Raw genomic sequence first — 24,576 nt, forward strand, 5'->3', positions numbered from 1 at the left:
GCGCCGGGCGATGATGCCTGTTGCGGATGAGGTCAGTCTTGCCGGATTTCCTGCCCGATGTGCCGGCTGATGCCGTGCTTGCCGCCCTGGCGCGCAGCCCCGGAAACGAGGTGGCGTCGGGCAAGTTCGACAGCCCGGAATCTTCGTCAGCGCTGGCGGTCAATGCCTTTGGCTGGTTTCTGGGGCGGCCTGCGCTGCTGCCGCCGCTGCCGGGGGTGCCGATGGGCCAGCCGCTGGCGGTGGAGATCGAGGCCGAGATGCGGTTTCCCTGGTCGGGCGGGCGGCATCCCTGGCTCGATGTGGCGGTGAGCACGGCCACCACATTGGTGGGGGTGGAGGCCAAGCGCTATGAGCCGTTCCGCCCGGGGAAGGCGGTGGCCTTCTCGGAGGCCTATGACAGCCGCGACTGGGGGCCGGGGATGGCCCCTTATGATGCGCTGCGGGCGGAATTGGGGGAAGGGCGGCTGCGGTTCCGGCATCTGGATGGGGTGCAACTGGTGAAGCACGCCTACGGGCTGCGCAATCAGGCGCGCAAGTGGGGGCTGGGGGCGGTGCTGGTCTATCTGCATGCCGCGCCCGCGGCTTGGGCCAATGGCAAGCCCGTCGATGCGGGTGCGATTGCCGCCCATGCGGCAGAGGTGGCGGCTTTCGCGGGCCGCGCGAAGGGGGCGGATGTGGTCTTTGCGCCGCTGCGCTGGGCGGACGTGCTGGCGCAATGGGCGGGGGTGCCTGCGCTGGCCGCCCATGCGGCGGCGGTGCGGGCGCGGTTCGGCGTTGTCTGAGGGCTTCGCCGTGCAACATTGAAAGGGTGCCCGGTGTGGGACGGTGTGCCATTCGGCCCCCTGGGCGACAAAGGAGGGAGAACCGTGAAACTGCATCGGGTGACCGAAACGCTGCACGTGCAGGATGCCAACCTGTCGGGATCACGCTTCGACGACGCCAATCTTTCCGGCACGACGTTCCATCAGGTCAACCTGTCCGGGGCGCGGTTCCATGACAGCAATCTGTCAGGCTGGCACATGCATGACGTCAATCTTTCCGGCGCAGTGCTGGAGAACCTGAACCTGTCCGGTGCAGTGCTGACGAACTGCCGCCTGACCGGGGTGATGATCGACGGCGTGCCGGTGGAGGAGATGATCGCGCTCTGGCGGCAGGTGAAGCGGTAGGGGGCGGCCTGCGCCGCCCCCGCCCGGATCATTCGCCGTGATAGGTCACGGTCTTCACATCCTCGCCCGGCGCGGTCTTCTGGCGGCGGACGATCAGGCGGTTCAGCGCGTTCACATAGGCCTTCACGCTGGCCACGATGGTATCGGTATCGGCAGAGGAGCCGGTGACGAGGCGCCCGTCTTCTTCCAGCCGCACCGAAACCGTGGCCTGCGCATCGGTGCCTTCGGTCACGGCGGCGACCTGATAGACCTGAAGCCGCGCCTTGTGGGGGAAGAGCATCTTGACGCAGTTGAAGGCCGCATCGACCGGGCCATCGCCCGTGGCGTCGATGTGGTGATCGACCCCGTCGATGGACAGGACCATGTCGGCCTCTTGCGGGCCATCGGTGCCGCAGATCACGCGCAGCTTCTTCAGCACCAGCGTGTCATGGGCGTCGTTGGTCTGTTCATCGGCCACCAGCGCGAGGATGTCGTCGTCATAGACCTCTTTCTTGCGGTCGGCGAGCGCCTTGAAGCGGACGAAGACATCGTTCAACTGGTTGTCGGCCAGATCGTAGCCCAGTTCCTTGAGTTTTGCCCTGAGCGCGGCGCGGCCGGAATGTTTGCCCATCGCGATGTTCTTTTGCGTGAGACCGATATCCTCGGGGCGCATGATTTCGAACGTCTCGACATTCTTCAGCACGCCGTCCTGATGGATGCCGCTTTCGTGCAGGAAGGCGTTCTTGCCGACGATGGCCTTGTTGAACTGCACCGGGAAGCCCGAGACGGTGGAGACGCGGCGCGAGAGGTGCATGATCTTGGTCGTGTCGATGCCGGTGCGATAGGGCAGGATGTCGTTGCGGACCTTCATCGCCATGACCACCTCTTCCAGCGCGGTGTTTCCCGCGCGTTCGCCAAGGCCGTTGATGGTGCACTCTATCTGCCGCGCACCCGCCTCGACTGCCGCCAGCGCGTTGGCTGTCGCCATGCCGAGGTCATTGTGGCAATGGGTGGCGAAGGTGATGGTGTCGGCGCCGGGGACGCGGTCGAGCAACATCCTGATGATCTTTGCGCTTTCGAACGGGTAGGTGTAGCCCACGGTATCGGGGATGTTGATGGTGGTGGCGCCCGCCTTGATCGCGATTTCCACCACGCGGCAGAGATAGTCATGTTCGGTGCGCGTGGCATCCATGGGCGACCACTGCACGTTGTCACACAGGTTGCGGGCGTGGCTTACCGTGTCGTGGATGCGTTCGGCCATCTGGTCCATGTCCAGATTGGGGATGGCGCGGTGCAGCGGCGAGGTGCCGATAAAGGTATGGATGCGCGGGGAACGGGCGTGTTTCACAGCCTCCCAGCAGCGGTCGATGTCCTTGAAATTGGCCCGCGCGAGGCCGCAGATCGTGGAGTTCTTCGCGCGCCGCGCGATTTCGGACACGGCGGCGAAGTCACCTTCCGAGGCGATGGGGAAGCCTGCCTCGATGATGTCCACCCCCATCTCGTCGAGGAGCGCGGCGATTTCCAACTTCTCCTCATGCGTCATGGTGGCGCCGGGCGACTGTTCGCCGTCGCGGAGCGTGGTGTCGAAGATCAGGACGCGGGGTTGCGTGCTTTTGTCGGTCATGGGTGTCTTGTCCTTGTGCGGTCTGCTGCTTTTCCTTTGGGCGCTGTCCACCTCCGAGCGGTCGCGCCCAAGGGCACGCTCAGAGGCGCGTAAGGAGAAGCAGGCCACGGGGAGACAGGGCGCAAGGCGCGCCCGTCAGCAAAGCGATATGCAGGTCCCGTGTCATGGGGCGCGACGATACGCAGGAACTGCCGCAGCGCAAGGCAAAAAACGCGCCTTGAAGCGGGTTTTCGGCGGGTTAAGTCGCGGCGCTGGAGATGGGGCGATAGGCGGGGGCCGGATGCGGGCATTGGTGATCGGGGCGTCGGGCGGGATCGGCGGGGCGGTCGCGGCGGCACTGACGGCGCGGGGATGGGCGGTGGTGGGGCTGTCGCGCTCTGTCGATGGGCTGGACATTACCGATGAGGCGGCGGTCGTGCGGGTGCTGGGCGCGCAGGAGGGGGCGTTCGATCTGATCCTCGTGGCGACGGGCGGGCTGGAGATCGGCGGCGCACGGCCGGAGAAAAGCGTCAGGGCGCTGGACGGGGCGGCGATGGCCGCGCAATTCGCGCTGAACGCGATCGGGCCTGCCTTGGTGATCAAGCATGTCTGGCGGCTGATCCCGCGCGACCGACCGGCGCGGGTGGCGGTGCTGTCGGCCCGGGTGGGATCCATCGGGGACAACCGGCTGGGCGGCTGGCACGGATACCGGGCGGCGAAGGCGGCGGTGAACCAGATCGTGCGGACCTGCGCGGTGGAACTGGCGCGGACGCATCCGCAGGCCGCGCTGGTGGCGCTGCATCCGGGCACGGTGGCCACGTCGCTGACAGCGGCCTATGCGGGGGGCCATCCGACGGTCGCGCCGGCAGAGGCGGCGGAAAACCTGCTGCGGGTGCTGGACGGGATCGGCCCGGACCAATCGGGGCAGTTCTTCGACTGGAAGGGGGAGGTGATCCCGTGGTGATCCTGTCCTGCGGCATGGGCTTCATCTTGGCCCAAATACCCAATCGCACCCTGTTGGCGGGGCGCGCGGTGCGGGGGAGGGGCGCATGAGCGGGCCGCGTCTGATCCTTGTGCTGGGCGATCAGTTGACGCCCGATCTGGCCGCGCTGCGCGCCGCGCGTCCGGGCGATGTGGTGGTGATGGCCGAAGTGATGGCGGAGGGGACCTATGTGCCCCATCATCCGCAGAAGATCGCGCTCATCCTGTCGGCGATGCGGCATTTCGCGGATGATCTGCGCGCGGGTGGCTGGCGGGTGGCCTATTCCCGGCTGGACGATGCAGAGAACAGCCAGAGCATCGTTGGGGAATTGATCCGCCGCGCGGCCGAGGTGGGCGCGCGCGAGGTGATCGCCACCGCGCCGGGGGATTGGCGGCTCAGGGCCGCGCTGGGGGAATGTCCTCTGCCGGTGACGCTGCTGCCGGATGACCGTTTCCTCTGTTCGGAGGCCGAATTCGCGGCCTGGGCCGAGGGGCGCAAGCAGCTCAGGATGGAGTTTTTCTATCGCGAGATGCGGCGCAAGACCGGGCTGATGATGGAGAGGGACAAGCCTGCGGGCGGGCAGTGGAATTTCGACCATGACAACCGCAAGCCCGCGAAGCCCGATCTGTTTCGCCCGCGCCCGCCGCGTTTCGCGCCGGATGCGGTGACGGAAGAGGTGCTGGCGCTGGTCGAGGCGCGGTTTGCGGCGCATTTCGGGGCGCTCAGGCCCTTTGGCTGGGGCGTGACGCGGGGCGATGCGCTGGTGGCGCTGGAGCATTTCGCGCGCCACGCCTTGCCCACATTCGGGGATGAACAGGATGCGATGCTGGCGGGCGATCCGACGCTGAGCCATGCGCTGATCTCGCCCTATCTGAACCTGGGCCTTCTGTCGCCGATGGAGATCTGCCAGCGCATCGAGGCGGAATGGCAGGCGGGGCGCGTGCCGATCAATGCGGCGGAGGGGTTCATCCGGCAGATCATCGGCTGGCGGGAATTCGTGCGCGGCATCTGGGCGCTGGAGGGCCCCGATTACATGGGGCGCAATGCGCTGGGGCATGCCCGCGCCTTGCCTGCGGTCTATTGGGGGGGCAAGACGCGGATGGCCTGCATGGGCCATGCCGTGGGTCAGACGCGGGACATGGCCTATGCCCATCACATCCAGCGGCTCATGGTGACGGGGAATTTTGCCCTGCTCGCGGGGGTGGACCCGGCCCATGTGCATGAATGGTATCTGTCGGTTTATGTGGACGCCTTCGAATGGGTCGAGGCGCCGAACACGATCGGCATGAGCCAGTTCGCCGATGGCGGCGTGGTGGGGTCAAAGCCCTATGTCAGTTCGGGCGCCTATATCGACCGCATGTCCGATTACTGCGGTGGCTGCCACTACCGGGTGAAGGAAAAGGTCGGGGATCGGGCCTGCCCGTTCAACCTGCTCTACTGGGATTTCCTGCTGCGCCACCGCGAGCGCTTCGCCGCCAACCCCAGGATGGCGCAGATGTATCGGACCTGGGACAGGATGGACGAGGGACATCGGTCGCGGGTTCTGGCGGGGGCGGAGGCCTTCCTGTCGCGGTTGGACGCAGGCGAAGCGGTGTAACCCTCGCCCCCCGATTTTTCGGAGGAAAATCGTGGCCCGGGTTCGCGATTTTCCTACGAAAAATCGGGGGTGCACTGCGGCGGCTGTTGCGCGGGGTGCAGGCCTTCGGGGTTTTTGCCGCAAGGACCGGGCTTTGCGTCAGTCCTGTGCGGCGGTGCCTTGCCCGGTGGTCTGGGGGGCGGGGTCTGTGGGGGTCTGACTATCCGCCTCAGCCGCGGGCGCGTCGGAGGCTGCGGGGTCCGTCTGCACGCCGGATTGGGCTGCCCCCACTTGCGCCTCAGGCGGGGCGACGAGGATGCCGTTCAGCCAGTTGCCTTCGGCGATCTGCCCGTTGGCGTAGGTAAGCTTGCCCGCCCCCTGACGCTTGCCCCGCTCGAACGCGCCTTCATAGGTGTCGCCGCCCGGATAGGTGGCGCGGCCCTGACCGTGGATGTCCCCATCGGCCCAGGCGCCTTCATAGACGAACCCGTCCGGTAGGGTCAGCCGTCCCGTGCCATGGCGCAGACCGGCGCGGAAATCGCCCTCGTAGACCGCGCCATCGGCAAAGGTCGCCTTGCCCTTGCCGTCGCGCAGGCCGGCCTTCCATGCGCCTTCATAGACATAGCCATCCGGGCGGGTCATGCGACCGGTCCCTTCGGGCTTGGCGTTGACGAAGCTTCCCTCGTAGACCGAACCGTCTGCATAGGTCGCCACGCCCGTGCCCGCGATCACGCCTGCGGCCCAGTCCCCCTCATAGGTGGATCCGTCGGCATAGGTGATCTTGCCCCGGCCTTGCGGGCGGTCATCCACCAGCGCGCCCTCATAGACCGCGCCATCGGGATAGGTGAGCTTGCCCGGCCCGGTCAGGCGGCCGTCGGTCCAGACGCCTTCGAGGCGGAAGCCGTCGCGGCTGCGGAAGGTTCCCTGACCGTTGCGGCGGTCGGCGCGGAAGGCACCCTGATAGACATCGCCATTGGCATAGGTGAGGGTGCCGGTCCCCTCTTTCAGCCCGTCGCGGAAGCCGCCCTCATAGACATCGCCGCCGGGCTGGGTGAGGCGACCCTGACCGTTGATCTGGCCATCCCGCCAGTCGCCCACATAGGTCATGCCGTCGGGCAGGGTGAGGGTGCCGCGCCCGCTGCGCTGGCCCGCGCGCAGGGCGCCCTCATAGACCGCGCCGTCGGGATAGGTGATCCGGCCTTCGCCTTCCTTCTCGCCCGCGACCCAGAGACCTTCGAAGCGATAGCCGCCCGGCCCTTCGATCACCCCGCGCCCGTCATGTTTGCCATCCTTGAAGGTGCCGGTATAGACCGACCCATTGGCATAGCGGGCGACGCCCGTGCCGGTGATGGCGCCCGCGACCCAGTCGCCCTCATAGCTGCCGCCATCGGGATAGGTGATCTTGCCGCGCCCCTCGGGCTTGCCCGCGACGAAGGCCCCCTCATAGACCGAACCGTTGGGATAGGTGGCGCGGCCCGTGCCGGTGATCTGGCCATCCTGCCATTGCCCCGAATACTCAAAGCCGTTGGTCAGCCGATAGGTGCCGGTGCCGTGCTGCAGGCCGTTGCGGAAGGTGCCCTCATAGACCGATCCGTCATCGTATTGCTTGGTGATGACCTCGCCTTCATCCTGTGCGTGGGCGGGCGGCGCGGCGGCGAGGGTGAGGGCAAGGAGGACTGCCCGAATTGCCTGACTGTTCTGCATGCGCGCCGCCTGTCTGCCCGTATTCCCGCCGTTGCGCGCCAGCCTAGCCGCCGGTCCGGATCGCCGCAAGCCGGGCACCTTTCCCTTGGCCGCCGTTCTGCTAGAACCACTGGCAGGAACAGGGGATTTTTGCGCATGAGCGATACCTTCCGTCTGACGCTGGCGCAGTTGAACCCCACGGTCGGGGCGATTGCGGCCAATGCTGCACGGGCGCGCGACGTCTGGGCAGAGGCAAAGGCCGCGCGGGCCGATATGGCGGCGCTGACCGAGATGTTCATCACCGGCTATCAGACGCAGGATCTGATCCTGAAGCCCGCCTTCGTGACCGAGGCGATTGCCGCGATCGAGGCCTTGGCGCGCGACTGCGCGGATGGCCCGGCGCTGGGCATCGGGGGGCCCGCGCGGCGGGAGGGGCGGCTCTACAACGCCTATTACATCCTGCAGGGCGGGCAGGTGACGGCGACGGTGCTGAAGCATCATCTGCCCAATGACGGGGTGTTTGATGAAAAGCGGCTGTTCGCGCCTGCCGATGTGCATGGCCCCTATGTGGTGAACGGGGTGCGGATCGGCACCCCCATTTGCGAGGACAGCTGGCACGCCGATGTGGCCGAGACGCTGGCCGAGACGGGAGCCGAGATCCTGCTGGTGCCGAACGGTTCCCCCTATCACCGGGGCAAGCCTGACCTGCGGCTGAACCTGATGGTGGCACGGGTGATCGAGACGGGGCTGCCGCTGGTCTACCTCAACATGACGGGCGGGCAGGACGATCAGGTGTTCGACGGCTGTTCCATGGTACTGAACCCGGGCGGCCATCTGGCGGTGCAGTTCCCGCAATTCGACGATTGCGTGACGCATGTGGATTTCCTGCGCGGGGCCGAGGGGTGGCGGGCCGAAAAGGGCCAGATCGCGCCCATCCCCCCGGTGGCCGAGGCGGATTACCGCGCCATGACCATGGGCCTGCACGACTATCTGGCGAAATCGGGGTTCTCGCGCGTGGTGCTAGGCCTGTCGGGGGGGATCGACTCGGCGCTGGTCGCCACCCTTGCCGCCGATGCGCTGGGGCCGGAAAACGTGCATTGCGTGATGCTGCCGTCGGAGTTTACCTCGTCCCACTCGCTGGAAGACGCGGCGGACTGTGCGCGGCGGCTGGGGGCGCGGCTGGACACGATCCCGATCAGCGGGCCGCAGGCGGCAGTGGGGGCGGCGCTGGCGCCGCTTTTTGCGGGGACAGAGGCGGGAGTGACGGAGGAAAACATCCAGTCGCGTCTGCGCGGGCTCCTGCTCATGGCGCTGTCGAACAAGTTCGGGGCCATGCTCTTGACCACGGGGAACAAGTCCGAGGTGGCGGTGGGCTATTGCACGATCTATGGCGACATGAACGGCGGCTATAACCCGATCAAGGACCTGTGGAAGACACGGGTGTTCGACACCTGCCGCTGGCGGAATGAAAACCACCGCCCCTGGATGCGCGGCCCGCGGGGCGAGGTGATACCGCCCCGCATCATCGACAAGCCGCCGAGCGCCGAGTTGCGGGCCAACCAGCGTGACGATGACAGCCTGCCCCCCTATCACATCCTCGACGCCATCCTTGAAGGGCTGGTGGAAAAAGAGCTTGCCGTGGCCGAGATCGTGGCGCAGGGGCACGACCTTGCCACGGTGAAGCGGGTGGAGCATCTCCTCTACACCTCGGAATGGAAACGGTTTCAGGCCGCCCCGGGGGTGCGGCTGACGCAGAAGGCCTTCTGGCTCGATCGCCGCTATCCGATGGTGATGCGCTGGCGGGATGGCAGCAGCGGCGCGTAACCGCGCGTATCGCCTGTGACGCGCGACAGCAGGGGGCCTTGCCCCCTCGCCGCCCTTGGCGGCTCACCCCCAGGGTATTTGGGCCAAGATGAAGCGGCATCATCCCAAAAAAGGTGCAACCCGCCCCTTCATCTTGGCTCAAATACCCCCGGGGTCCGGGGTGGAACCCCGGGGGTAGGGCGGGGTGCCACGGCCCGGTCGGCATGAGGATCGTGCGTTTCTTAGCCCTCGCCGCGTGCCCCGCGACAACAGGATGTCTTGCCGACGGGCAAAAGCGGCGGCGCGTCGGTCAAGGGACGGGGGATGTCCGTGGGGATCGTAAACGGCACTCGCGCGCCATAGGCGCGGGCAAGGCCGGGGCCTTGTCATGCCAAGGGTTCGATCATGTGGGAAAGGGAGGGGGTGCGGGGGAGGGGCGGGTGCCCCTCCCCCGCGGCTGCATCAGAGGAAGAGTTGATAGCTTGCCGGGACGTAGCGGAAGCCGTCGCCATTCGTCTCGACATAGCCGATGCCGGGGAAGGGCATGTGATAGGCCGAGAAGGGGATCTTGTCGGCGGCCAGCATGCCAAGGACGGTGCGGCGGGTGGCGGCGGCCTGTGCCTTGTCCTGATCGAAGCGCACTTCCCAATCAGGGTGGGCGAGCGACCAGACATAGTGGTTGGTCGTATCCGCCAGCAGCGCCATGCGGGCGCCGTCGGATTCGAGCATATAGGTGAAATGGCCCGGCGTATGGCCCGGTGCCGCCATCGCGGTGATCCCTGAGACGACCGCGCCGCCATCATCGAGGAAGGTGAACTTTTCGTTCAGCGGCACGACCTTGGCGTCAAAGCCTTCGTCGCCCGCGGTGGACCACGTGTTGTGTTCGACGGCGCCCGTCACATAGCGGGCATTGGCGTAGGTCACCTCGCCCGCGTCATTGGACAGGCCGCTGATATGGTCGCCATGCATGTGGGTGAGAACCACGATGTCGATCTGGTCGGGCGTGATCCCGGCGGCCGCCAGCGCGGCGGTGGTGGCGGCGGCGTCAAGGCCGGTGTCGAACAGCACCAGTTCCGCGCCGGTGTTCACCACCACGGGGGTGAAGAAGGTGAAGCTGCGGTCGGCGGGGATGAAATTTGCGGCGGAGACGGCGGCGAATTCCTCGGCGCTGACATTCATGCCGAAGGTTTCCTGCGGCTTGTCGCCCGGACGGGTGCCGGCGAGGATCGTCGTCACCTCGAAGCCGCCCAGCTTCACGCGGTGGAAGTTCGCGGTGGCCACGCCCTGTTGCGGTGCGGCGGCCAGCGCCGGGCGGGCCGACAGGATCGCAGGTGCGGCAAAGGGCAGGGCGGCGGGCAGGGCGGCGGCGGCAAACAGCGCATTGCGGCGCGTCAGGGTCGTCATGGCTTCCTCCGGTATCAGAATGAGATTTGTCCCGTTGGTGAAGATAGGGGTGGGCGGTGCCGGGGCGAGTCACGCTTGTGTCAGGTGCTTTGCAGCGGCGCACAGGTCATGTGCGGATGCTGCGGCCCGTTGCGGGGCAGCGGGCCGGGGCTTGCGACGGTGGAGTGGGCGGGGCGGATGGGAAGCTGTCCTATTCCCACCACGGGTCGATGGCAGCGATGTCGTCGTCGGACCAGCCGAAATGGTGGGCCAGTTCATGCACCACGACATGCGAGATGAGATCGCCGAGGCCCACATCGCCGCGGTCGATCCATTCTTCGAGGATGGGGCGGCGGAAGAGCCAGACGGTATCGGGCTGGGTGGGTTGGTCCATCACCGACTTTTCGGTCAGCGGCGTGCCCTCGTAGAGGCCGGTCAATTCGTAGGGGTCTTCCATCCCCATGGCCTCGAGCACGTCATCGGGCGGAAAATCCGCGACGCGCAGCGCGACCTGTGTCGCCGCGTCGCGCCATGGCTGGGGCAGGGCGATCACGGCATCGCGGGCGAGTTGTTCGAAGAGCGCAAGGTCCGGGGCGGGAAAGGCGTCCCAGCCGGGGGACTGGGGATCGGCGGGATCGGCGGTGTCGGCGGATGTGTCGGCCATGGTCATGGGGCGCCCTCGCTTTCCCCCCAGATATGGACAAAAGCGCCCGCCTGTGAAAGAGGAACGGGGGTCCAACGGAGCCCTTTTCCCATGTCCACCGTCACCACCCGTTTCGCGCCATCGCCCACCGGATACATCCATGTGGGCAACCTGCGCACCGCGCTGATGAATTACCTGATCACCCGCAAGGCGGGGGGGACCTTCATTCTGCGGCTGGATGACACGGATCAGGAACGGTCGAAGCAGGAATATATCGACGGGCTGAAGGAAGACCTCGATTGGCTGGGCATCCGCTATGACCGGGTGGAGCAGCAATCCAAGCGGCTGGCGCGCTATGCGGAAGCGGCCGAGCAGCTGAAGGCGGCGGGGCGGTTCTATGAATGTTTCGAGACGCCCACCGAGTTGGACCTGAAGCGGAAGAAGCTGCTGAACATGGGGCGGCCGCCGGTCTATGACCGGGCGTCTTTGCACCTGACCGAGGACCAGAAGGCCGCCTACCGCGCCGAGGGGCGGCAGGGCTATTGGCGGTTCCGGCTGGATCAGGAGCGGATCGAATGGCGCGACGGGATCATCGGGGATATCTCGATCGACGCGGCAAGCGTGTCGGACCCGGTGCTGATCAAGGCGGATGGGCAGGTGCTTTATACCTTCGCCTCGTCGGTGGATGATGTGGATATGGGGGTCACGCATATCGTGCGGGGCGCGGATCATGTGACGAATACCGCCACGCAGATCCAGATCATGAAGGCCTTGGGCGGTACGCCGCCGGAATTTGCCCATCACAGCCTGCTGACCGGGCCGCAGGGCGAGGAATTGTCCAAACGGCTGGGCGTGCTGAGCTTGCGCGACCTGCGGGCGCGGGGCGTGGCACCGCTGGCGCTGATGTCGCTGATGGCGCGGCTGGGGTCTTCGAAGCCGGTGGAACTGGCCTCGTCCATGCAGGATCTGATCGACGGGTTCGATGTGGGTTCCTTTGGCGCGGCGCCGACGAAGTTCGATGCCGAGGACCTGTTCCCGCTGACGCGGGCGCATGTGCAGGGGCTGCCCTTTGCCGCCGTGGCCGAGCGCATCCGCGCGCTGGGCGTGCCGGAGGCTGAGGCGGAGGCCTTCTGGACCGTGGCCAAGGGCAACATCACCGTACTGGACGATCTGGGCGAATGGTGGGCGTTGTTCCGCGACGGGGCAGAGCCGATGGTGGAAGCGGGGGATGAGGATTTCATCCGGCAGGCCATGGCGATGCTGCCGCCGCGGCCCTGGACCAATTCCACCTGGGGCGAGTGGACCGAGGCCGTGAAGGCCGCGACCGGGCGGAAGGGCAAGCAGCTTTACATGCCGTTGCGCAAGGCGCTGACGGGGCGCGCGAACGGACCCGAGATGGCGGATGTGATGCCGCTGCTCAAGGTGGTGCGGGCGGGCTGAGAGGGCGAATTTCCTGCGAAAATTCAGGGCGCTTGCGGCAGGCGGCGTGCCTTTGGCGGGCGTTGATTGGGTATTTGGGCCAAGGTGAAACGGCATGACTTCTGTGGATGAAACAGGCGCAGGTCAGGTCATCGAGGCCGGCCGTGCGGGGGTGCAGGGCAAGTTCGTGTCGGGCAACCTGTTCCGGCATGTGGCGGTGATGTCGCTGACGTCGTCGGTCGGGTTGATGGCGATCTTTGTCGTCGATCTGATCAATCTTCTGTACATTTCCTGGTTGCAGGATGCGGCGAAGACGGCGGCCATCGGTTATGCCGGGGCGGTGCTGTTCTTCACCACGGCCTTCGGGATCGGGCTTTCGGTGGGGGTGTCGGCGCTGGTGTCGCGGGCGGTGGGGGCGCGGGACATCGCGCTGGCGCGGCAGCGGGCGACGGAGGGGCTGGTTCTGGGCGCAGGCTTTGGTGCGGCCTTTGCGGCGGTGGTCTGGGCGGTGTTGCCGCAGATCGTGGCGGTTCTGGGCGCCACGGGCGGGACGGCGGAGGAGGCCTTGCATTATCTGCGGGTGCTGATCCCGTCGCAGCCCTTGCTGATGATCGGCATGATCGGGGCGGGGGTGCTGCGTGCGCATGGGGATGCCCGGCGCGGGATGATGGTGACGGTCTGGGGCGCGGTGGTGCTGGCGGCGCTGGATCCGGTGCTGATCCTGTGGGCGGATATGGGCCTGACGGGGGCGGCGCTGGCGGGGTGGGGGTCGCGGGCGGCGATCGCAGGTATGGCGCTGTGGCCGATCTGGCGGCATTACGGCGGCTTTGGGCGGCCTTCGGGGCGGAGCCTCTGGCTGGCGGCCGTGCCGATCTTTGCCATTTCGGGACCGGCGATCCTGACGCAGCTTGCGACGCCTGTCGGGCAGGCGGTGGTGACGCGGATGGTGGCGGGCTATGGCGAGGCGGCGGTGGCAGGGATGGCCATTGCGGGGCGTCTGACGCCGGTGGCCTTTGGCATCATCTTCGCGCTGTCGGGGGCGGTGGGGCCGATCATCGGGCAGAACCTTGGCGCGGGACAGATGGACCGGGTGCGGCGGGCCTTCTGGGATTCCATCCTGTTCGCCGGGATCGTGATCGTGGCGATGTCGGGCATCCTGTTTCTGGCGCGCGGGGCGATTGCGGATGCCTTCCATGCGGAGGGGCTGACGCGCGATCTGATCTACCTGTTCTGCGGGCCGTTGAGTTTGCTGTTCTTTTTCAACGGTCTGATCTTCGTGGCCAATGCGGCCTGCAACAACCTTGGCGCGGCGTTGCAATCCACCATGGTGAACTGGGGGCGGCACACGCTGGGGACGGTGCCCTTTGCGTGGTATCTGGGGCAGGGATGGGGCGCGCAGGGCGTGCTGGTGGGGCAGGCGGTGGGGGGTATCCTGTTCGGGCTGCTGGCGGTCTGGCTGGCGCTGCGGGTGGTGGACCGGGTGGCCGCGGGGCGGATGGCGGGGCGGGCGGCGTGAGAGGCTGTCCGGCCTGAGGGCGGTGTCGCTGGGCGACTGTATACCGTCGTATCCGTCATTCTGCTTGCCTGACGGGGGCGGGTCGGGTTACCACAGCGCTATCAGCATCGGGAGAATCCGGCGCGCGGGGGAAAGCCCGTGGGAGCCGGTGCCGAAGGAGCAACCGCCCCGGTAAACTCTCAGGCAACAGGGACCGTTGCTGGCGAAGAACTCTGGAGAGTGGCGCGGAGGCGCCCGCCGAAGGGATAACGATCTCAGGCGTCCGCAAGGACAGGGACAGAGGGGGCATCGTGGGGCAGGGATTGGCCTGTCCGGGCGGTGCCGTGTTTGCAAGACCGGCGCTGAAGTGGGGAGGGACGCGTGTCCGACCTGAAGCGACTGGGTCTGCACGACCTGCATGTGGAACTGGGGGGGAAGATGGTCCCCTTTGCCGGATATGAGATGCCGGTGCAGTATCCCGCAGGCGTGATGAAGGAGCATCTGCAGACGCGCGCTGCCGCCGGGCTGTTTGATGTGTCCCATATGGGGCAGGTGATCCTGCGCCCGCGGCGCGACATGGCGGCGCTCTGTGCCGGGTTCGAGGCGATGATGCCCGTGGATGTGCTGGGGCTGGCGCCGGGGCGGCAGCGCTATGGGCTGTTCACCAACGAGACGGGCGGGATTCTGGATGACCTGATGTTCGCCCATCGGGGCGATCATCTGTTCGTGGTGGTCAATGCCGCCTGCAAGGAGGCCGATGTCGCCCATATGCGCGCCCATCTGGAGGATGTGGCGGAGGTGGAGTTCATTCAGGATCGTGCGCTGATCGCGCTGCAGGGGCCGGGGGCGGAGGCGGCCTTGGCCGCGCTGCTGCCCGGGGTGGCGGCGCTGCGGTTCATGGATGTGGCGGTGATGGGCTGGGACGGGGCTGCGGTCTGGGTGTCGCGGTCGGGATACACCGGCGAGGACGGGTTTGAGCTGTCTGTGCCAGAGGCGGTGGCGGAGCCGTTCGTCCGGGCGCTGCTCGCACAGCCGGGGGTGATGCCCATCGGTCTGGGCGCGCGGGATTCGCTGCGGCTGGAGGCGGGGCTGTGCCTTTACGGCCATGACATCGACGAAGGCACGAGCCCGGTGGAAGCCGGGTTGAGCTGGGCTATCCAGAAGGTGCGGCGGGCAGGGGGCGCTCGGGAGGGCGGGTTCCCCGGCGCCGGGCGCATCCTGCGCGAATTGGCCCAAGGGCCCGAGCGGTGCCGCGTGGGCCTGCGCCCCGAGGGGCGCGCGCCGATGCGCGAGGGGACGGGGCTGTTTGCGGAGGATGGCACGCCTCTGGGCGCCGTCACCTCGGGCGGGTTCGGGCCCAGCGTCGAGGCGCCTGTTGCCATGGGCTATGTGCCTGCGTCTTATGCCGATACCGGGACGGCGCTGATGGGCGAGGTGCGCGGCAAGCGCCTGCCTGTCACTGTCGTGCCGATGCCGTTCCACCCCACCCGTTACAAGCGTTGAGGATGCGATGAAATACACCGAAGAACATGAATGGCTGCGGATCGAGGGTGATCTGGTGGTCGTGGGTATCACCGAACATGCCGCCACCCAGTTGGGCGATGTGGTGTTTGTGGAACTGCCCGCGACAGAGACCATGGTCGCCTCGGGCGATGAGGTGGTGGTGATCGAGAGCGTCAAGGCCGCGTCCGACATCCTTGCCCCGCTGGATGGCGAGATCGTCGCCGTGAATACCAAGCTGGTCGATAACCCGGGCCTTGTGAACGAGGATCCGACCGGGGCGGCGTGGTTCTTCAAAATGAAGGTCGATGATCTGGATGTGCTGGACCAGTTCATGGACGAGGACGAATACAACGACCTGATCGGGTGATCCCGCAAAGGCCGATGTGACGCAAAAGTTTTCGAAAACTTTTGCAAATTCCTTCGAAGGAATTTGGTGGGCGCGTCCTGCGCCTGCCTATCCCCCAAGCCCGAGGTGCGCGCCATGACCTTTACCCCTGTCGATTACAACCCCTATGACTTTGCCAACCGCCGCCATATTGGCCCCTCGCCCGCCGAGATGGCCGAGATGCTGAAGGTGGTGGGCGTCAAGACGCTGGATGCGCTGATCGACGAGACGGTGCCGAAGTCGATCCGGCAGGCCAAGCCTCTGGGTTGGGCGCCCCTGTCGGAGCATGAGCTTTTGGCGCGGATGCGCGAGGTGGGCGCGAAGAACCGGGTGATGACCAGCCTGATCGGGCAGGGCTATTACGGCACGGTGACCCCGCCTGCGATCCAGCGCAACATTCTGGAGAACCCGGCATGGTATACCGCCTATACGCCCTATCAGCCCGAGATCGCGCAGGGGCGGCTTGAGGCGCTGCTGAACTATCAGACGATGGTGGCGGATCTGACCGGCCTGCCGGTGGCCAATGCGTCGCTTCTGGATGAGGCAACGGCGGCGGCAGAGGCCATGACTATGGCCGAGCGTGTGGCCAAGACCAAGGCGCGGGGGTTCTTTGTCGATCATGGCTGCCATCCGCAGACCATCGCCGTGATCCGCACGCGGGCGGAGCCCTTGGGGATCGAGGTGATCGTGGGCGATCCGGCGAAGATGGAGGCTGCGCAGGTTTTTGGCGCGATCTTCCAGTATCCCGGCACCTACGGGCATGTGATCGACTTTACCGACCAGATCGCCGCGCTGCATCAGGCGAAGGCGGTGGCGATTGTCGCGACCGATCTTCTGGCGCTGACCATGCTGAAGGAGCCAGGTGCGATGGGGGCGGATATCGCCATCGGGTCGAGCCAGCGTTTCGGGGTGCCGATGGGCTATGGCGGGCCGCATGCGGCCTTCATGTCGTGCAAGGATGACTACAAGCGCGCGATGCCGGGGCGGATCGTCGGGGTTTCCATTGATGCGCGGGGGAACAAGGCGTACCGCCTGTCGCTGCAGACGCGCGAGCAGCATATCCGGCGCGAAAAGGCCACGAGCAATGTGTGCACGGCGCAGGCCTTGCTGGCGGTGATGGCGTCCTTCTACGCGGTATTCCACGGGCCGCGTGGCCTGCGCGCGATTGCCGAGCGGGTGCATTTCCTGACCAACCGTCTGGCGCGCGCGCTGAAGGCTGCCGGGGCGAAGGTGAGCCCCAAGGCCTTTTTCGACACGATCACGGTGGAGGTGGGTGTCGGGCAGGCAGGTATCCTTGCCGCCGCGCGGCATGAAGGATTGAATTTCCGCAAGATCGGCAATGACCGCGTGGGGATCAGCCTGGACGAGACGACGGATGAGAAGGTGCTGATCCGGGTCCTGCGCGCCTTTGGCATCGAGGGCGTGCCGCCGCATCGGGCAAGCCTTGGCTTCCCCGAGGCCATGCTGCGGACGACCGATTATCTGACCCATCCGGTGTTCCACATGAACCGCGCGGAATCCGAGATGATGCGCTACATGCGCCGCCTGTCGGACCGCGATCTGGCGCTGGACCGGGCGATGATCCCGCTGGGATCTTGCACAATGAAGCTGAACGCGGCGGCGGAGATGATGCCCATCACCTGGCCGGAGTTCGGATCGCTCCACCCCTTTGCCCCGGCGGATCAGGCGGCGGGCTACCGCGAGGCGATTTCCGATCTGACCGAAAAGCTGTGCGAGGTGACGGGGTATGACGCGTTTTCCATGCAGCCCAACTCTGGGGCGCAGGGGGAGTATGCGGGGCTGTTGACGATTCAGGCCTATCACCGCGCGCGGGGTGAGGGGCATCGCAACATCTGTCTGATCCCGGTGTCGGCGCATGGCACGAACCCGGCCAGCGCGCAGATGGCGGGGATGCAGGTGGTGGTGGTGAAATCGGCGCCGAACGGCGATGTGGATATCGACGATTTCCGCCAGAAGGCGGCGGAGGCCGGTGCCAATCTTGCCGCCTGCATGATCACCTATCCCTCTACCCATGGCGTGTTCGAAGAGACGGTGCGGGAGATCTGCGCCATCACGCATGAGCATGGCGGGCAAGTCTATCTGGACGGGGCCAACATGAACGCGCTGGTGGGGCTGGTGAAGCCCGGCGAGATCGGGAGTGATGTGAGCCACCTGAACTTGCACAAGACATTCGCCATTCCGCATGGCGGTGGTGGGCCGGGGATGGGGCCCATCGGCGTGAAGGCGCATCTGGCGCCCTATCTGCCGGGACATCCCGAGACGCATGGCGATGGCGCGGTGAGTGCGGCGCCATTCGGCAGCGCGTCGATCCTGCTGATTTCCTGGGCCTATTGCCTGATGATGGGGGGCGAGGGGCTGACTCAGGCGACGCGGGTGGCGATCCTGAACGCCAATTACATCGCGGCGCGGCTGAAGGGGGCCTATCCGATCCTGTTCATGGGGAACAAGGGGCGGGTGGCGCATGAATGTATCCTTGACACCCGGCCCTTCGCGGAAGCAGGGGTGACGGTGGACGATATCGCCAAGCGGCTGGTGGATAACGGTTTCCACGCGCCGACGATGAGCTGGCCGGTGGCGGGGACGCTGATGGTGGAGCCCACGGAAAGCGAGACGAAGGCCGAGATCGACCGTTTCATCACCGCGCTGCTGGCGATCCGGGCCGAGATCGCGGCGGTGGAGCGGGGCGAGATTTCTGCCGAGGACAGCCCGCTGCGCCATGCGCCGCATACGGTGGAGGATCTGGTGGCAGACTGGACGCGCAAATATCCGCGCGAGCAGGGTTGTTTCCCGCCCGGCGCCTTCCGGGTGGACAAGTACTGGCCTCCCGTGGGGCGGGTGGACAATGTGTTCGGCGACCGCAACCTGATCTGCACCTGCCCGCCGGTGGAGGCCTATGCGCAGGCGGCGGAATAGCAAGGGAATGGGCGGTGGCCGTGCTGCTGCCCGAGCAGACGGGTGTGCAGACGGGCGTGCATACAGATCGGCGCAGGGATCGGGTGGATAACGCGCGATCCCTCCGCGAAAATGCCCCGAAACGCTAGATCAGCAGGAGGTCATCCGCCGTCAGCGCGGGTGCACCCAGCAAGGTGGCGATCAGGACCCTAGCCCCGTCGCCGCTGCCATCGGCATCGAAATAGAGGCGACCGTTGTCGTTTTCGTAGATAAGGCGGTGGTCGGCGGTGGTTGCGCGGCCGCCCCTGTTTGACACGAATTGCGACGGGTCCAATGCGCCCGTGATCAGCTCTGCGCCGAAATCGGCGGCGGACAGCTGCAGGATGTCGCTGCCGGGGGTGAAATCGGTGATCGTGTCAGCGTTTCTGGCGCCTGGCATCAGGACGAAGGTATCCGCCGCCGCGCCCCCGGTCAGACGGTCGCGCCCGAGGCCGCCGATGATCGTGTCGCTGCCGTCGCCGCCGCTGATCGTATCATTGCCGATCGCGCCGAACAGGCGGTTGGCAGAGGCGTTGCCGATGATCTGGTTGCTGCCGCTGTTGCCGCGCAATTCCATCGGGGTGGTGGTGCGGATTTCGGCGGCTTGCAGGATCTCGACCTCCTGCCCTGCGGCGAGGGTGAAGCTGGTATAGGCGATCACGCGGTCGGCGGTGCCTTCGCCCGCAGCCTCGACCACCCGGTCGGTGGAGGTGACGTGGAAGGTGTCGTTGCCACCGCCACCATGGAGCGTGTCACGCCCGGCATCGAGAAGGAAGGTATCCTCGCCCAAGCCGCCCCAGATCGTGTCGTTGCCCTTGCCGCCGTTGAAGCTGTCGCCGAAATCGGTGCCGACATATTGTTCGGCGATGACGCGACCTGCCCAGTTCACCGCTGCGATGCGGGGGTCGATGTATTGGCCGCGGATGGCGAAACCGTCGGGGTCTCCGGGAAGGTTGTTCTGATCCTGCCAGACGATCAGGTAGCGGCCATCATTGGTGATGGTGATATCGACATTCCGCATCTCACCCCTGCCATCGCCGAGCGAGAAGATGCTGCCAGCCGCTGTGCCATCGGCGTTGAAGAGGCGGGCGCGCAGGTAGTTGCCGCCTGAGGAGCCGGCATTTTCCTCCCAGACGATCAGGAAGCTGCCATTGGGCTGCGCCGCGACGATGGGATTCAGTTGCCCGACGCCATCGGCGGGATGAACGGCGATTTCGCCGCCGATGGGTGTGCCGTTGGCGTTGTAGATGCGGGCGAGGATATCGGGGGTTTGTCCGGCGAGCCTTTCGTCATTGGTGATGGGTTGGTGCCAGGTGACGACGAAGCGACCGTTGTTCAGCGCTGTGATGCTGTAGGCCATGTCTGTGTTGCCGAAGGGGTTGCGGCTGGGGACCACGATTTCGGTGCCCACTGCTGTACCCGCAGGGGTGCGGATCTGGATGCGCAGGTCGTAGTCGAAAGAGGGGCGGCCTTCGTTGCTGAGATAGGCCACGGCGATGTTGCCGTTGGACAGGCGGGTGAGTTCCGGCTTGATCTGGTCGCCCGTCACATCACCCGCGCCGGAGAAGAGCGTGCCCAGCGTGCCGTCCGGCGAAAGGGTGTTGATCATAAGCTTGCGGCCAGGATCGAAGGGGAGGACCCAATCGACCGTCGTGGTGCCACTGAAGGCGAGCCCGCCATCCCTCAGGGCAACGAGCGAGACGTTGCCGGGAAAGACGGTGTTGTTTCCAGCCGGATCGGCAGAAGGAAAGACCAGCCGTTGGGGGCCCGTGGCGGTGCCTTCGGCATCAAAGCTGCGCAGCGCCGTGGTGCTGCGGAAGGCGGTATCGGAGGTGACCTGGGTATCGGTGTAGGCGATGGTGAAGCCGCCATTGGGCAAGGCAACGATGTCGGGCGTGAATTGCGAGCGGTTGTTGAAGAAGGTGGCGACGGGGGCTTCGGTGTTCACCTTGAAGTCGAGTGACGTGCCGGGACCTGCGGCATCAATCACGCGGGCGCGGACGTCGCGGCCCTGGGTGACATCTTGGATGTTGCTGTTATCGGTCCAGGCGACAGCGACGCGGCCGTCGCGCAGCACGGCGACGGCGGGTTGTGTCTGCTCATCGTAGGTGCTGGTATTGATACGAAAGCTGGGGGAGAGGAAGGGCATGGCATAACTCCGCCGTACTGGTACCGGGACATAGGCGAGACGTTCTGTGCGAGAAGCGCATGGGCGGTGGGCGGCTGTCAAGTTGGCTTTACGGGCAGGGTCCGGGCGGGCGTTGACGCGCTGACGGCGCGCGGGTAGGCCGGATGCCCGGGCGAATGGACAGGGGCGGTGGATGGTGGAGACGGGCGAGGGGCGCGCGGCGGGTGGCCTGCGGGCGGGGATGCTGGCGGCGGTGCCGATCGCGCTGGGATACTTTCCCATCGCCTTTGCCTTTGGCGTGGCGGCGACGGGGGCGGGGCTGACCGCGTGGGAGGCGGCGGCACTGTCGGTGATCATCTATGCGGGGGCGTCGCAGTTCCTGGCGCTGGCCTTGCTGACATCGGGGGCGGCGCTGCCGGTGGCGGCGCTCACGCTGATCGCGATGAACCTGCGGCATCTGCTTTACGGCCCCGCGCTGATGAAGGCGGCAGGGCAGGGCGCGGCACGGCGCCATGCCTGGGCCTGGGCCTGGGGTCTGACGGATGAGGTGTTCGGCGCGGCGCTGGGCGATCTGGCGCGGGGGCGGCGTTTTTCGGAAAGCTACATGTTCGGGTTGGGCCTGCCTGCCTATGCCGCCTGGGTGGCGGGTACGGTGGCGGGGGCCTTGGCGGGGGGTGGCGCGCTGGCGGATTGGCCGGTGCTGGAGGCGGGGCTGTCCTTCCTGTTGCCTGCGTTGTTTCTGGCGCTGCTGCTGTCGATCCTGTCGCGCCCACAGGTGCCCGTGATCGTGGTGGCGGGCGTGGCCTGCGTGGCGGGGACGCTGGCGGTGTCATCGACTGTGGGCATCCTCGCCGGGATGGCAGCGGGGGCGGTGGCGGGTGTGCTGCGGCGGGTGCGGGCATGAGCGGCGGGGTGCTGGTGCTGGCGCTGATCGTGGGCGCGGCGAATTGGGGCTTTCGCTATCTGCCGATCCGGTTCGGGCTGGGAACGGGGCGGGACGGGGCGCAGGATGGGGGGCTGATGGCGCGGTTTCTGGCGGCTGTGGGGCCTGCGGCCATTGCCACGCTGTTCGTGGCGGCGGCGCTGCCCTTTGCCGCCGGGGGCGATCTGGCCGCGCCCCTTGCCGGGAGTGCGGCCGTGGTGGCGGTCTGGTGCGCGGCGCGGTCTGTCGTGGGGGCGACGCTGGCCGGGGCGGTGGTCTATGCGGCGGTTTTCGCGCTGGTGACCTGAGGGCTTGCGCCGAGGCGCCGCTGGCGCAACCATGATGCGCCGAGGAAGGGAGTCGCGCCATGCTGGAGATCAGTCCCGAGAAGGTGGTGCATGTGATTTACCAGTCCCGCGAGGAGGGGGTGGCGGAGAAGGAGTTGCACGCCTTCATCGACGCCCTGAATGACGATGAGAAGGCGCATCTGACCGCCATCGCCTGGGTCGGGCGGGGGGCGTTCGAGCCGGAGGATTACGCCACGGCGGTGGAGACGGCCTATACGGAGGCGACAGTGCCCACGGACCAGTATCTGATGGGCATGCCGCATCTGGCCGAGAACCTTGAGGCGGGGCTTGAGGCGCTGGGGATCGACGTCACCGATGTGGAGAACGATTTCCTGTGACGCAGGGCCGGGGAGGGGGCTGCCGCCCCCGCCGCCCGTGCCGGTCGGCCCCCCGCGGGAATTTGGGGCCAAGATGAAGGCGGGGTTGTTTTCCCACCCTCTGATGCAGACATATGCAATTAGATGCATGTGATGGGGGGTAGATATGGCCGAAGGGGTAAAGCTGTGCTGCGCGGCCTGTGGGCAGATGAACCGGGTGCCGGAGGCGCGGCTGGCGGCGGGGCCGAAATGCGGGGTCTGCGGGGCGGCGTTACTGGATGGGCGGGTGATGGCGCTGGATGCGGCCGCACATGACCGGGCGGTGCGGGGGGATGATCTGCCGCTGATCGTGGACTACTGGGCGGCATGGTGCGGGCCGTGCCGGGCGATGGCGCCCGAGTTCGCCAAGGCGGCTCAGGCGATGGCACCGCGCGTGCGGTTTGGCAAGCTGGATACCGAGGCGCATCCCGTCGTGTCGCAGCGGGCGGGTATCCGGGGGATCCCGGCGCTGATCCTGTATCATCGCGGGCGAGAGGTGGCGCGGCTGACCGGCGCGCGTCCCGCGGCCGATATCGTGGCGTTCCTGCGGGCGCATCTGGGGGCGCATCCGGGGGCGAAGTCGGGGTAGCGGGGTGGCCTTGCGGGGGGCCGTGCGGTTGCTTGACAAGGCGGAAGCTTTGCGCCAAAAGCCCGCGGCGTGGGGGCAGTAGCTCAGTTGGGAGAGCGCGTCGTTCGCAATGACGAGGTCAGGGGTTCGATCCCCCTCTGCTCCACCAAAATCCCAAAACATCCTGCGTAGGCCGCCCGCTTGGGCGAAGGCCGCGTGATCTGGCGCGGGTCCTAGCGGGCCAGCGCGAGGAGGGCCGCCACATCCAGATGGCTTTCGAGATGGGCGGCGAGGGTGTCGAGCGTCGTCTCGACGCCGGCGGCATAGGTGAGGGCGGAGGGCGCGGCGCCGAGATCGGCGAGGAAGGCCTGGCGGAAGGCGTCATCGGTGAAGAGGCCGTGCAGATAGCTGCCCGTCACCCGGCCATCGGCGGAGGTGGCGCCTTCGGCGCGGCCTTCGAGCAAGGCGAAGGGGCGGGCGCAATCGGGGCCATCCGTGCGGCCGATGTGGATCTCGTAGCCCGAAACCTGCAGGCCGCTGGCGCAGTGGGTGGCGCTGCTGCGGGTGAGGCGCTTGTCGGCGGTCATCACCGTGTCCACGTCGAGAAACCCGAGGCCGGGGGTTTCGCCGGCGGGGCCTTCGATCCCCATGGGATCGGCCACGCTGCGGCCGAGCATCTGGTAGCCGCCGCAGATGCCCATGATGCGCCCGCCCCGGCGGCGATGGGCGGCGAGGTCGATGTCCCAGCCCTGCGCGCGCAGGAAGGCCAGATCGCCGCGTGTCGATTTGGAGCCGGGGATGATCACGAGGGTGGCATCGCCGGGGATCGGCTGGCCGGGCAGGACCATATCGACGGTGACGCCCGCTTCCTGTTTCAACGGGTCGAGATCGTCGAAATTGGCGATGCGCGACAGGGCGAGGCAGGCGATGCGGATGGGGCCGCCGCCGCTGGTGCGGGCGAGGTCGAGCGCGTCTTCGGCCGGCAGGCGGGCGGCGTCGGGGAACCAGGGCAGCACGCCAAAGCCGCGCCAGCCGGTGCGGGCGGCGATGAAGGCATAGCCATCGTCGAACAGCCGGGGATCGCCGCGGAACTTGTTGATGAGGAAGCCCTGCACCATGGCGGCATCGGCGGGATCGAGGATGGCCTGCGTGCCGATGATCTGGGCGATGACGCCGCCGCGGTCGATGTCGCCCGCCAGCACGACCGGCACATCGGCGGCGCGGGCAAAGCCCATGTTGGCGATGTCGCCCTGGCGCAGGTTGACCTCGGCCGGGCTGCCCGCGCCTTCGACGATCACCAGGTCGGCGCGCGCCTTGAGGCGATGGAAGCTGTCGAGGACCGCGCCCATCAGCTGCGGCTTGAGCGTGGCGTATTCGGCGGCACGGGTGGTGGTCAGGCGTTTGCCCTGCACTACGACCTGGGCGCCCACCTCGGATTCGGGTTTCAGGAGGACGGGGTTCATGTCGGTATGGGGCGCCACCCCGCAGGCCAGCGCCTGCAGCGCCTGCGCGCGGCCGATCTCGCCGCCGTCTTCGGTCACGGCGGCGTTGTTCGACATGTTCTGCGGCTTGAACGGCAGCACGGTCAGGCCGCGCAGGCGGGCCGCGCGGCACAGGCCTGCGACCAGCATCGACTTGCCGACATTGGAGCCGGTGCCCTGGATCATCAGCGCGGGCATGGGA

20 protein-coding genes, 1 tRNA gene and 1 riboswitch are annotated in these 24,576 nt (G+C 67.0%); of the genes, 15 read left to right on the top strand and 6 right to left on the bottom strand.

Features of this window, described 5'->3' with window-relative positions:
- The first annotated feature begins 26 nt into the window (after window positions 1-26).
- Together GU920_RS09955 and GU920_RS09960 are read left to right on the top strand one after the other, a co-directional pair.
- Window positions 27-782 carry a hypothetical protein gene (locus tag GU920_RS09955; RefSeq protein WP_161766873.1) on the top strand — a complete coding sequence of 252 codons (756 nt, stop codon included), beginning with the start codon at window positions 27-29 and terminating at the stop codon, window positions 780-782.
- An 84-nt stretch (window positions 783-866) separates the two neighbouring features.
- Window positions 867-1,166: a pentapeptide repeat-containing protein gene (locus tag GU920_RS09960; RefSeq protein ID WP_161766874.1), complete on the top strand. Its 300-nt coding sequence runs from the start codon at window positions 867-869 to the stop codon at window positions 1,164-1,166.
- A 28-nt stretch (window positions 1,167-1,194) separates the two neighbouring features.
- On the opposite strand, the gene GU920_RS09965 is transcribed toward GU920_RS09960, so the two are convergent.
- The gene (locus GU920_RS09965; protein WP_161766875.1) at window positions 1,195-2,769 is read right to left on the bottom strand and encodes a 2-isopropylmalate synthase; all 1,575 of its coding nucleotides are present in this window, start codon (window positions 2,767-2,769) and stop codon (window positions 1,195-1,197) included.
- A gap of 280 nt (window positions 2,770-3,049) precedes the next feature.
- Here GU920_RS09965 and GU920_RS09970 point away from each other — a divergent pair, with 280 nt between their 5' ends.
- A complete protein-coding gene (locus tag GU920_RS09970; RefSeq protein ID WP_161766876.1) occupies window positions 3,050-3,712 on the top strand; it encodes an SDR family NAD(P)-dependent oxidoreductase in 663 nt (220 codons plus the stop codon).
- Between the two features lie 85 nt (window positions 3,713-3,797).
- Complete coding sequence (locus GU920_RS09975; RefSeq protein WP_161766877.1) at window positions 3,798-5,327, top strand: cryptochrome/photolyase family protein; 1,530 nt, start codon at window positions 3,798-3,800, stop codon at window positions 5,325-5,327.
- A 138-nt stretch (window positions 5,328-5,465) separates the two neighbouring features.
- On the opposite strand, the gene GU920_RS09980 is transcribed toward GU920_RS09975, so the two are convergent.
- The gene (locus tag GU920_RS09980) at window positions 5,466-7,010 is read right to left on the bottom strand and encodes an MORN repeat-containing protein (protein ID WP_161766878.1); all 1,545 of its coding nucleotides are present in this window, start codon (window positions 7,008-7,010) and stop codon (window positions 5,466-5,468) included.
- Between the two features lie 135 nt (window positions 7,011-7,145).
- Between GU920_RS09980 and GU920_RS09985 the strand changes: the two genes are divergently transcribed.
- On the top strand, window positions 7,146-8,813 hold the full coding sequence (locus GU920_RS09985) for an NAD+ synthase (protein ID WP_161766879.1): 1,668 nt from the start codon (window positions 7,146-7,148) through the stop codon (window positions 8,811-8,813).
- Window positions 8,814-9,254: 441 nt separating this feature from the next.
- Here the strand turns inward: GU920_RS09985 and GU920_RS09990 are convergent, their stop codons facing one another.
- Window positions 9,255-10,196 carry an MBL fold metallo-hydrolase gene (locus tag GU920_RS09990; RefSeq protein ID WP_161766880.1) on the bottom strand — a complete coding sequence of 314 codons (942 nt, stop codon included), beginning with the start codon at window positions 10,194-10,196 and terminating at the stop codon, window positions 9,255-9,257.
- Between the two features lie 190 nt (window positions 10,197-10,386).
- A complete protein-coding gene (locus GU920_RS09995; RefSeq protein ID WP_161767343.1) occupies window positions 10,387-10,839 on the bottom strand; it encodes a metallopeptidase family protein in 453 nt (150 codons plus the stop codon).
- 90 nt (window positions 10,840-10,929) lie between these two features.
- Between GU920_RS09995 and gltX the strand changes: the two genes are divergently transcribed.
- The 5 genes from gltX (at window position 10,930) to gcvP (ending at window position 18,554) form a co-directional block, all read left to right on the top strand.
- A complete protein-coding gene (gene gltX, locus GU920_RS10000) occupies window positions 10,930-12,258 on the top strand; it encodes a glutamate--tRNA ligase (protein ID WP_161766881.1) in 1,329 nt (442 codons plus the stop codon).
- Between the two features lie 94 nt (window positions 12,259-12,352).
- Window positions 12,353-13,753, top strand: a complete 1,401-nt coding sequence (locus GU920_RS10005) for an MATE family efflux transporter (protein ID WP_161766882.1) — start codon at window positions 12,353-12,355, stop codon at window positions 13,751-13,753.
- A 98-nt stretch (window positions 13,754-13,851) separates the two neighbouring features.
- Window positions 13,852-13,959, top strand: a riboswitch (glycine riboswitch).
- 154 nt (window positions 13,960-14,113) lie between these two features.
- On the top strand, window positions 14,114-15,235 hold the full coding sequence (gene gcvT / locus GU920_RS10010) for a glycine cleavage system aminomethyltransferase GcvT (protein WP_161766883.1): 1,122 nt from the start codon (window positions 14,114-14,116) through the stop codon (window positions 15,233-15,235).
- Window positions 15,236-15,242: 7 nt separating this feature from the next.
- Complete coding sequence (gcvH, locus tag GU920_RS10015; protein ID WP_161766884.1) at window positions 15,243-15,602, top strand: glycine cleavage system protein GcvH; 360 nt, start codon at window positions 15,243-15,245, stop codon at window positions 15,600-15,602.
- A 114-nt stretch (window positions 15,603-15,716) separates the two neighbouring features.
- Window positions 15,717-18,554, top strand: a complete 2,838-nt coding sequence (gene gcvP / locus GU920_RS10020) for an aminomethyl-transferring glycine dehydrogenase (protein ID WP_161766885.1) — start codon at window positions 15,717-15,719, stop codon at window positions 18,552-18,554.
- A 124-nt stretch (window positions 18,555-18,678) separates the two neighbouring features.
- Here gcvP and GU920_RS19825 read toward each other — a convergent pair whose 3' ends face one another.
- On the bottom strand, window positions 18,679-20,721 hold the full coding sequence (locus GU920_RS19825) for a calcium-binding protein (protein WP_161766886.1): 2,043 nt from the start codon (window positions 20,719-20,721) through the stop codon (window positions 18,679-18,681).
- Window positions 20,722-20,893: 172 nt separating this feature from the next.
- Between GU920_RS19825 and GU920_RS19720 the strand changes: the two genes are divergently transcribed.
- The 5 genes from GU920_RS19720 to GU920_RS10050 all read left to right on the top strand — a co-directional run bounded on the left by GU920_RS19720 (window position 20,894) and on the right by GU920_RS10050 (window position 23,062).
- Window positions 20,894-21,604 (top strand): AzlC family ABC transporter permease, encoded by a 711-nt coding sequence (locus GU920_RS19720; RefSeq protein ID WP_161766887.1) that lies wholly within the window; start codon window positions 20,894-20,896, stop codon window positions 21,602-21,604.
- Window positions 21,601-21,930, top strand: a complete 330-nt coding sequence (locus GU920_RS10035) for an AzlD domain-containing protein (RefSeq protein WP_161766888.1) — start codon at window positions 21,601-21,603, stop codon at window positions 21,928-21,930. Before GU920_RS19720 ends, GU920_RS10035 begins: the two co-directional genes overlap by 4 nt.
- Before the next feature lie 59 nt (window positions 21,931-21,989).
- Window positions 21,990-22,307, top strand: coding sequence for a DUF3775 domain-containing protein (locus GU920_RS10040; protein ID WP_161766889.1), 318 nt, complete (start codon window positions 21,990-21,992; stop codon window positions 22,305-22,307).
- A gap of 145 nt (window positions 22,308-22,452) precedes the next feature.
- Entirely contained in the window at window positions 22,453-22,914 is a 462-nt protein-coding gene (trxC, locus tag GU920_RS10045; protein WP_161766890.1) for a thioredoxin TrxC, read from the top strand.
- Window positions 22,915-22,986: 72 nt separating this feature from the next.
- Window positions 22,987-23,062 (top strand) — tRNA-Ala (locus GU920_RS10050).
- A gap of 64 nt (window positions 23,063-23,126) precedes the next feature.
- Here GU920_RS10050 and GU920_RS10055 read toward each other — a convergent pair.
- A complete protein-coding gene (locus GU920_RS10055) occupies window positions 23,127-24,572 on the bottom strand; it encodes a cobyric acid synthase (protein ID WP_161766891.1) in 1,446 nt (481 codons plus the stop codon).
- Window positions 24,573-24,576: the final 4 nt, after the last annotated feature.

Source organism: Paragemmobacter ruber, assembly GCF_009908315.1.
Taxonomy (GTDB): domain Bacteria; phylum Pseudomonadota; class Alphaproteobacteria; order Rhodobacterales; family Rhodobacteraceae; genus Paragemmobacter; species Paragemmobacter ruber.

Coding starts and splice junctions, on each gene's coding strand:
- gcvP (WP_161766885.1), top strand. CDS start 15,717: ATGACCTTTACCCCTGTCGATTACAACCCCTATGACTTTGCCAACCGC.
- GU920_RS09955 (WP_161766873.1), top strand. CDS start 27: ATGAGGTCAGTCTTGCCGGATTTCCTGCCCGATGTGCCGGCTGATGCC.
- GU920_RS09980 (WP_161766878.1), bottom strand. CDS start 7,010: ATGCAGAACAGTCAGGCAATTCGGGCAGTCCTCCTTGCCCTCACCCTC.
- GU920_RS19825 (WP_161766886.1), bottom strand. CDS start 20,721: ATGCCCTTCCTCTCCCCCAGCTTTCGTATCAATACCAGCACCTACGAT.
- GU920_RS09965 (WP_161766875.1), bottom strand. CDS start 2,769: ATGACCGACAAAAGCACGCAACCCCGCGTCCTGATCTTCGACACCACG.
- GU920_RS09985 (WP_161766879.1), top strand. CDS start 7,146: ATGAGCGATACCTTCCGTCTGACGCTGGCGCAGTTGAACCCCACGGTC.
- GU920_RS09970 (WP_161766876.1), top strand. CDS start 3,050: ATGCGGGCATTGGTGATCGGGGCGTCGGGCGGGATCGGCGGGGCGGTC.
- GU920_RS10055 (WP_161766891.1), bottom strand. CDS start 24,572: ATGCCCGCGCTGATGATCCAGGGCACCGGCTCCAATGTCGGCAAGTCG.
- GU920_RS10005 (WP_161766882.1), top strand. CDS start 12,353: ATGACTTCTGTGGATGAAACAGGCGCAGGTCAGGTCATCGAGGCCGGC.
- GU920_RS10035 (WP_161766888.1), top strand. CDS start 21,601: ATGAGCGGCGGGGTGCTGGTGCTGGCGCTGATCGTGGGCGCGGCGAAT.
- GU920_RS09995 (WP_161767343.1), bottom strand. CDS start 10,839: ATGGCCGACACATCCGCCGACACCGCCGATCCCGCCGATCCCCAGTCC.
- GU920_RS09975 (WP_161766877.1), top strand. CDS start 3,798: ATGAGCGGGCCGCGTCTGATCCTTGTGCTGGGCGATCAGTTGACGCCC.
- gcvH (WP_161766884.1), top strand. CDS start 15,243: ATGAAATACACCGAAGAACATGAATGGCTGCGGATCGAGGGTGATCTG.
- GU920_RS19720 (WP_161766887.1), top strand. CDS start 20,894: ATGGTGGAGACGGGCGAGGGGCGCGCGGCGGGTGGCCTGCGGGCGGGG.
- GU920_RS09990 (WP_161766880.1), bottom strand. CDS start 10,196: ATGACGACCCTGACGCGCCGCAATGCGCTGTTTGCCGCCGCCGCCCTG.
- GU920_RS10040 (WP_161766889.1), top strand. CDS start 21,990: ATGCTGGAGATCAGTCCCGAGAAGGTGGTGCATGTGATTTACCAGTCC.
- trxC (WP_161766890.1), top strand. CDS start 22,453: ATGGCCGAAGGGGTAAAGCTGTGCTGCGCGGCCTGTGGGCAGATGAAC.
- gltX (WP_161766881.1), top strand. CDS start 10,930: ATGTCCACCGTCACCACCCGTTTCGCGCCATCGCCCACCGGATACATC.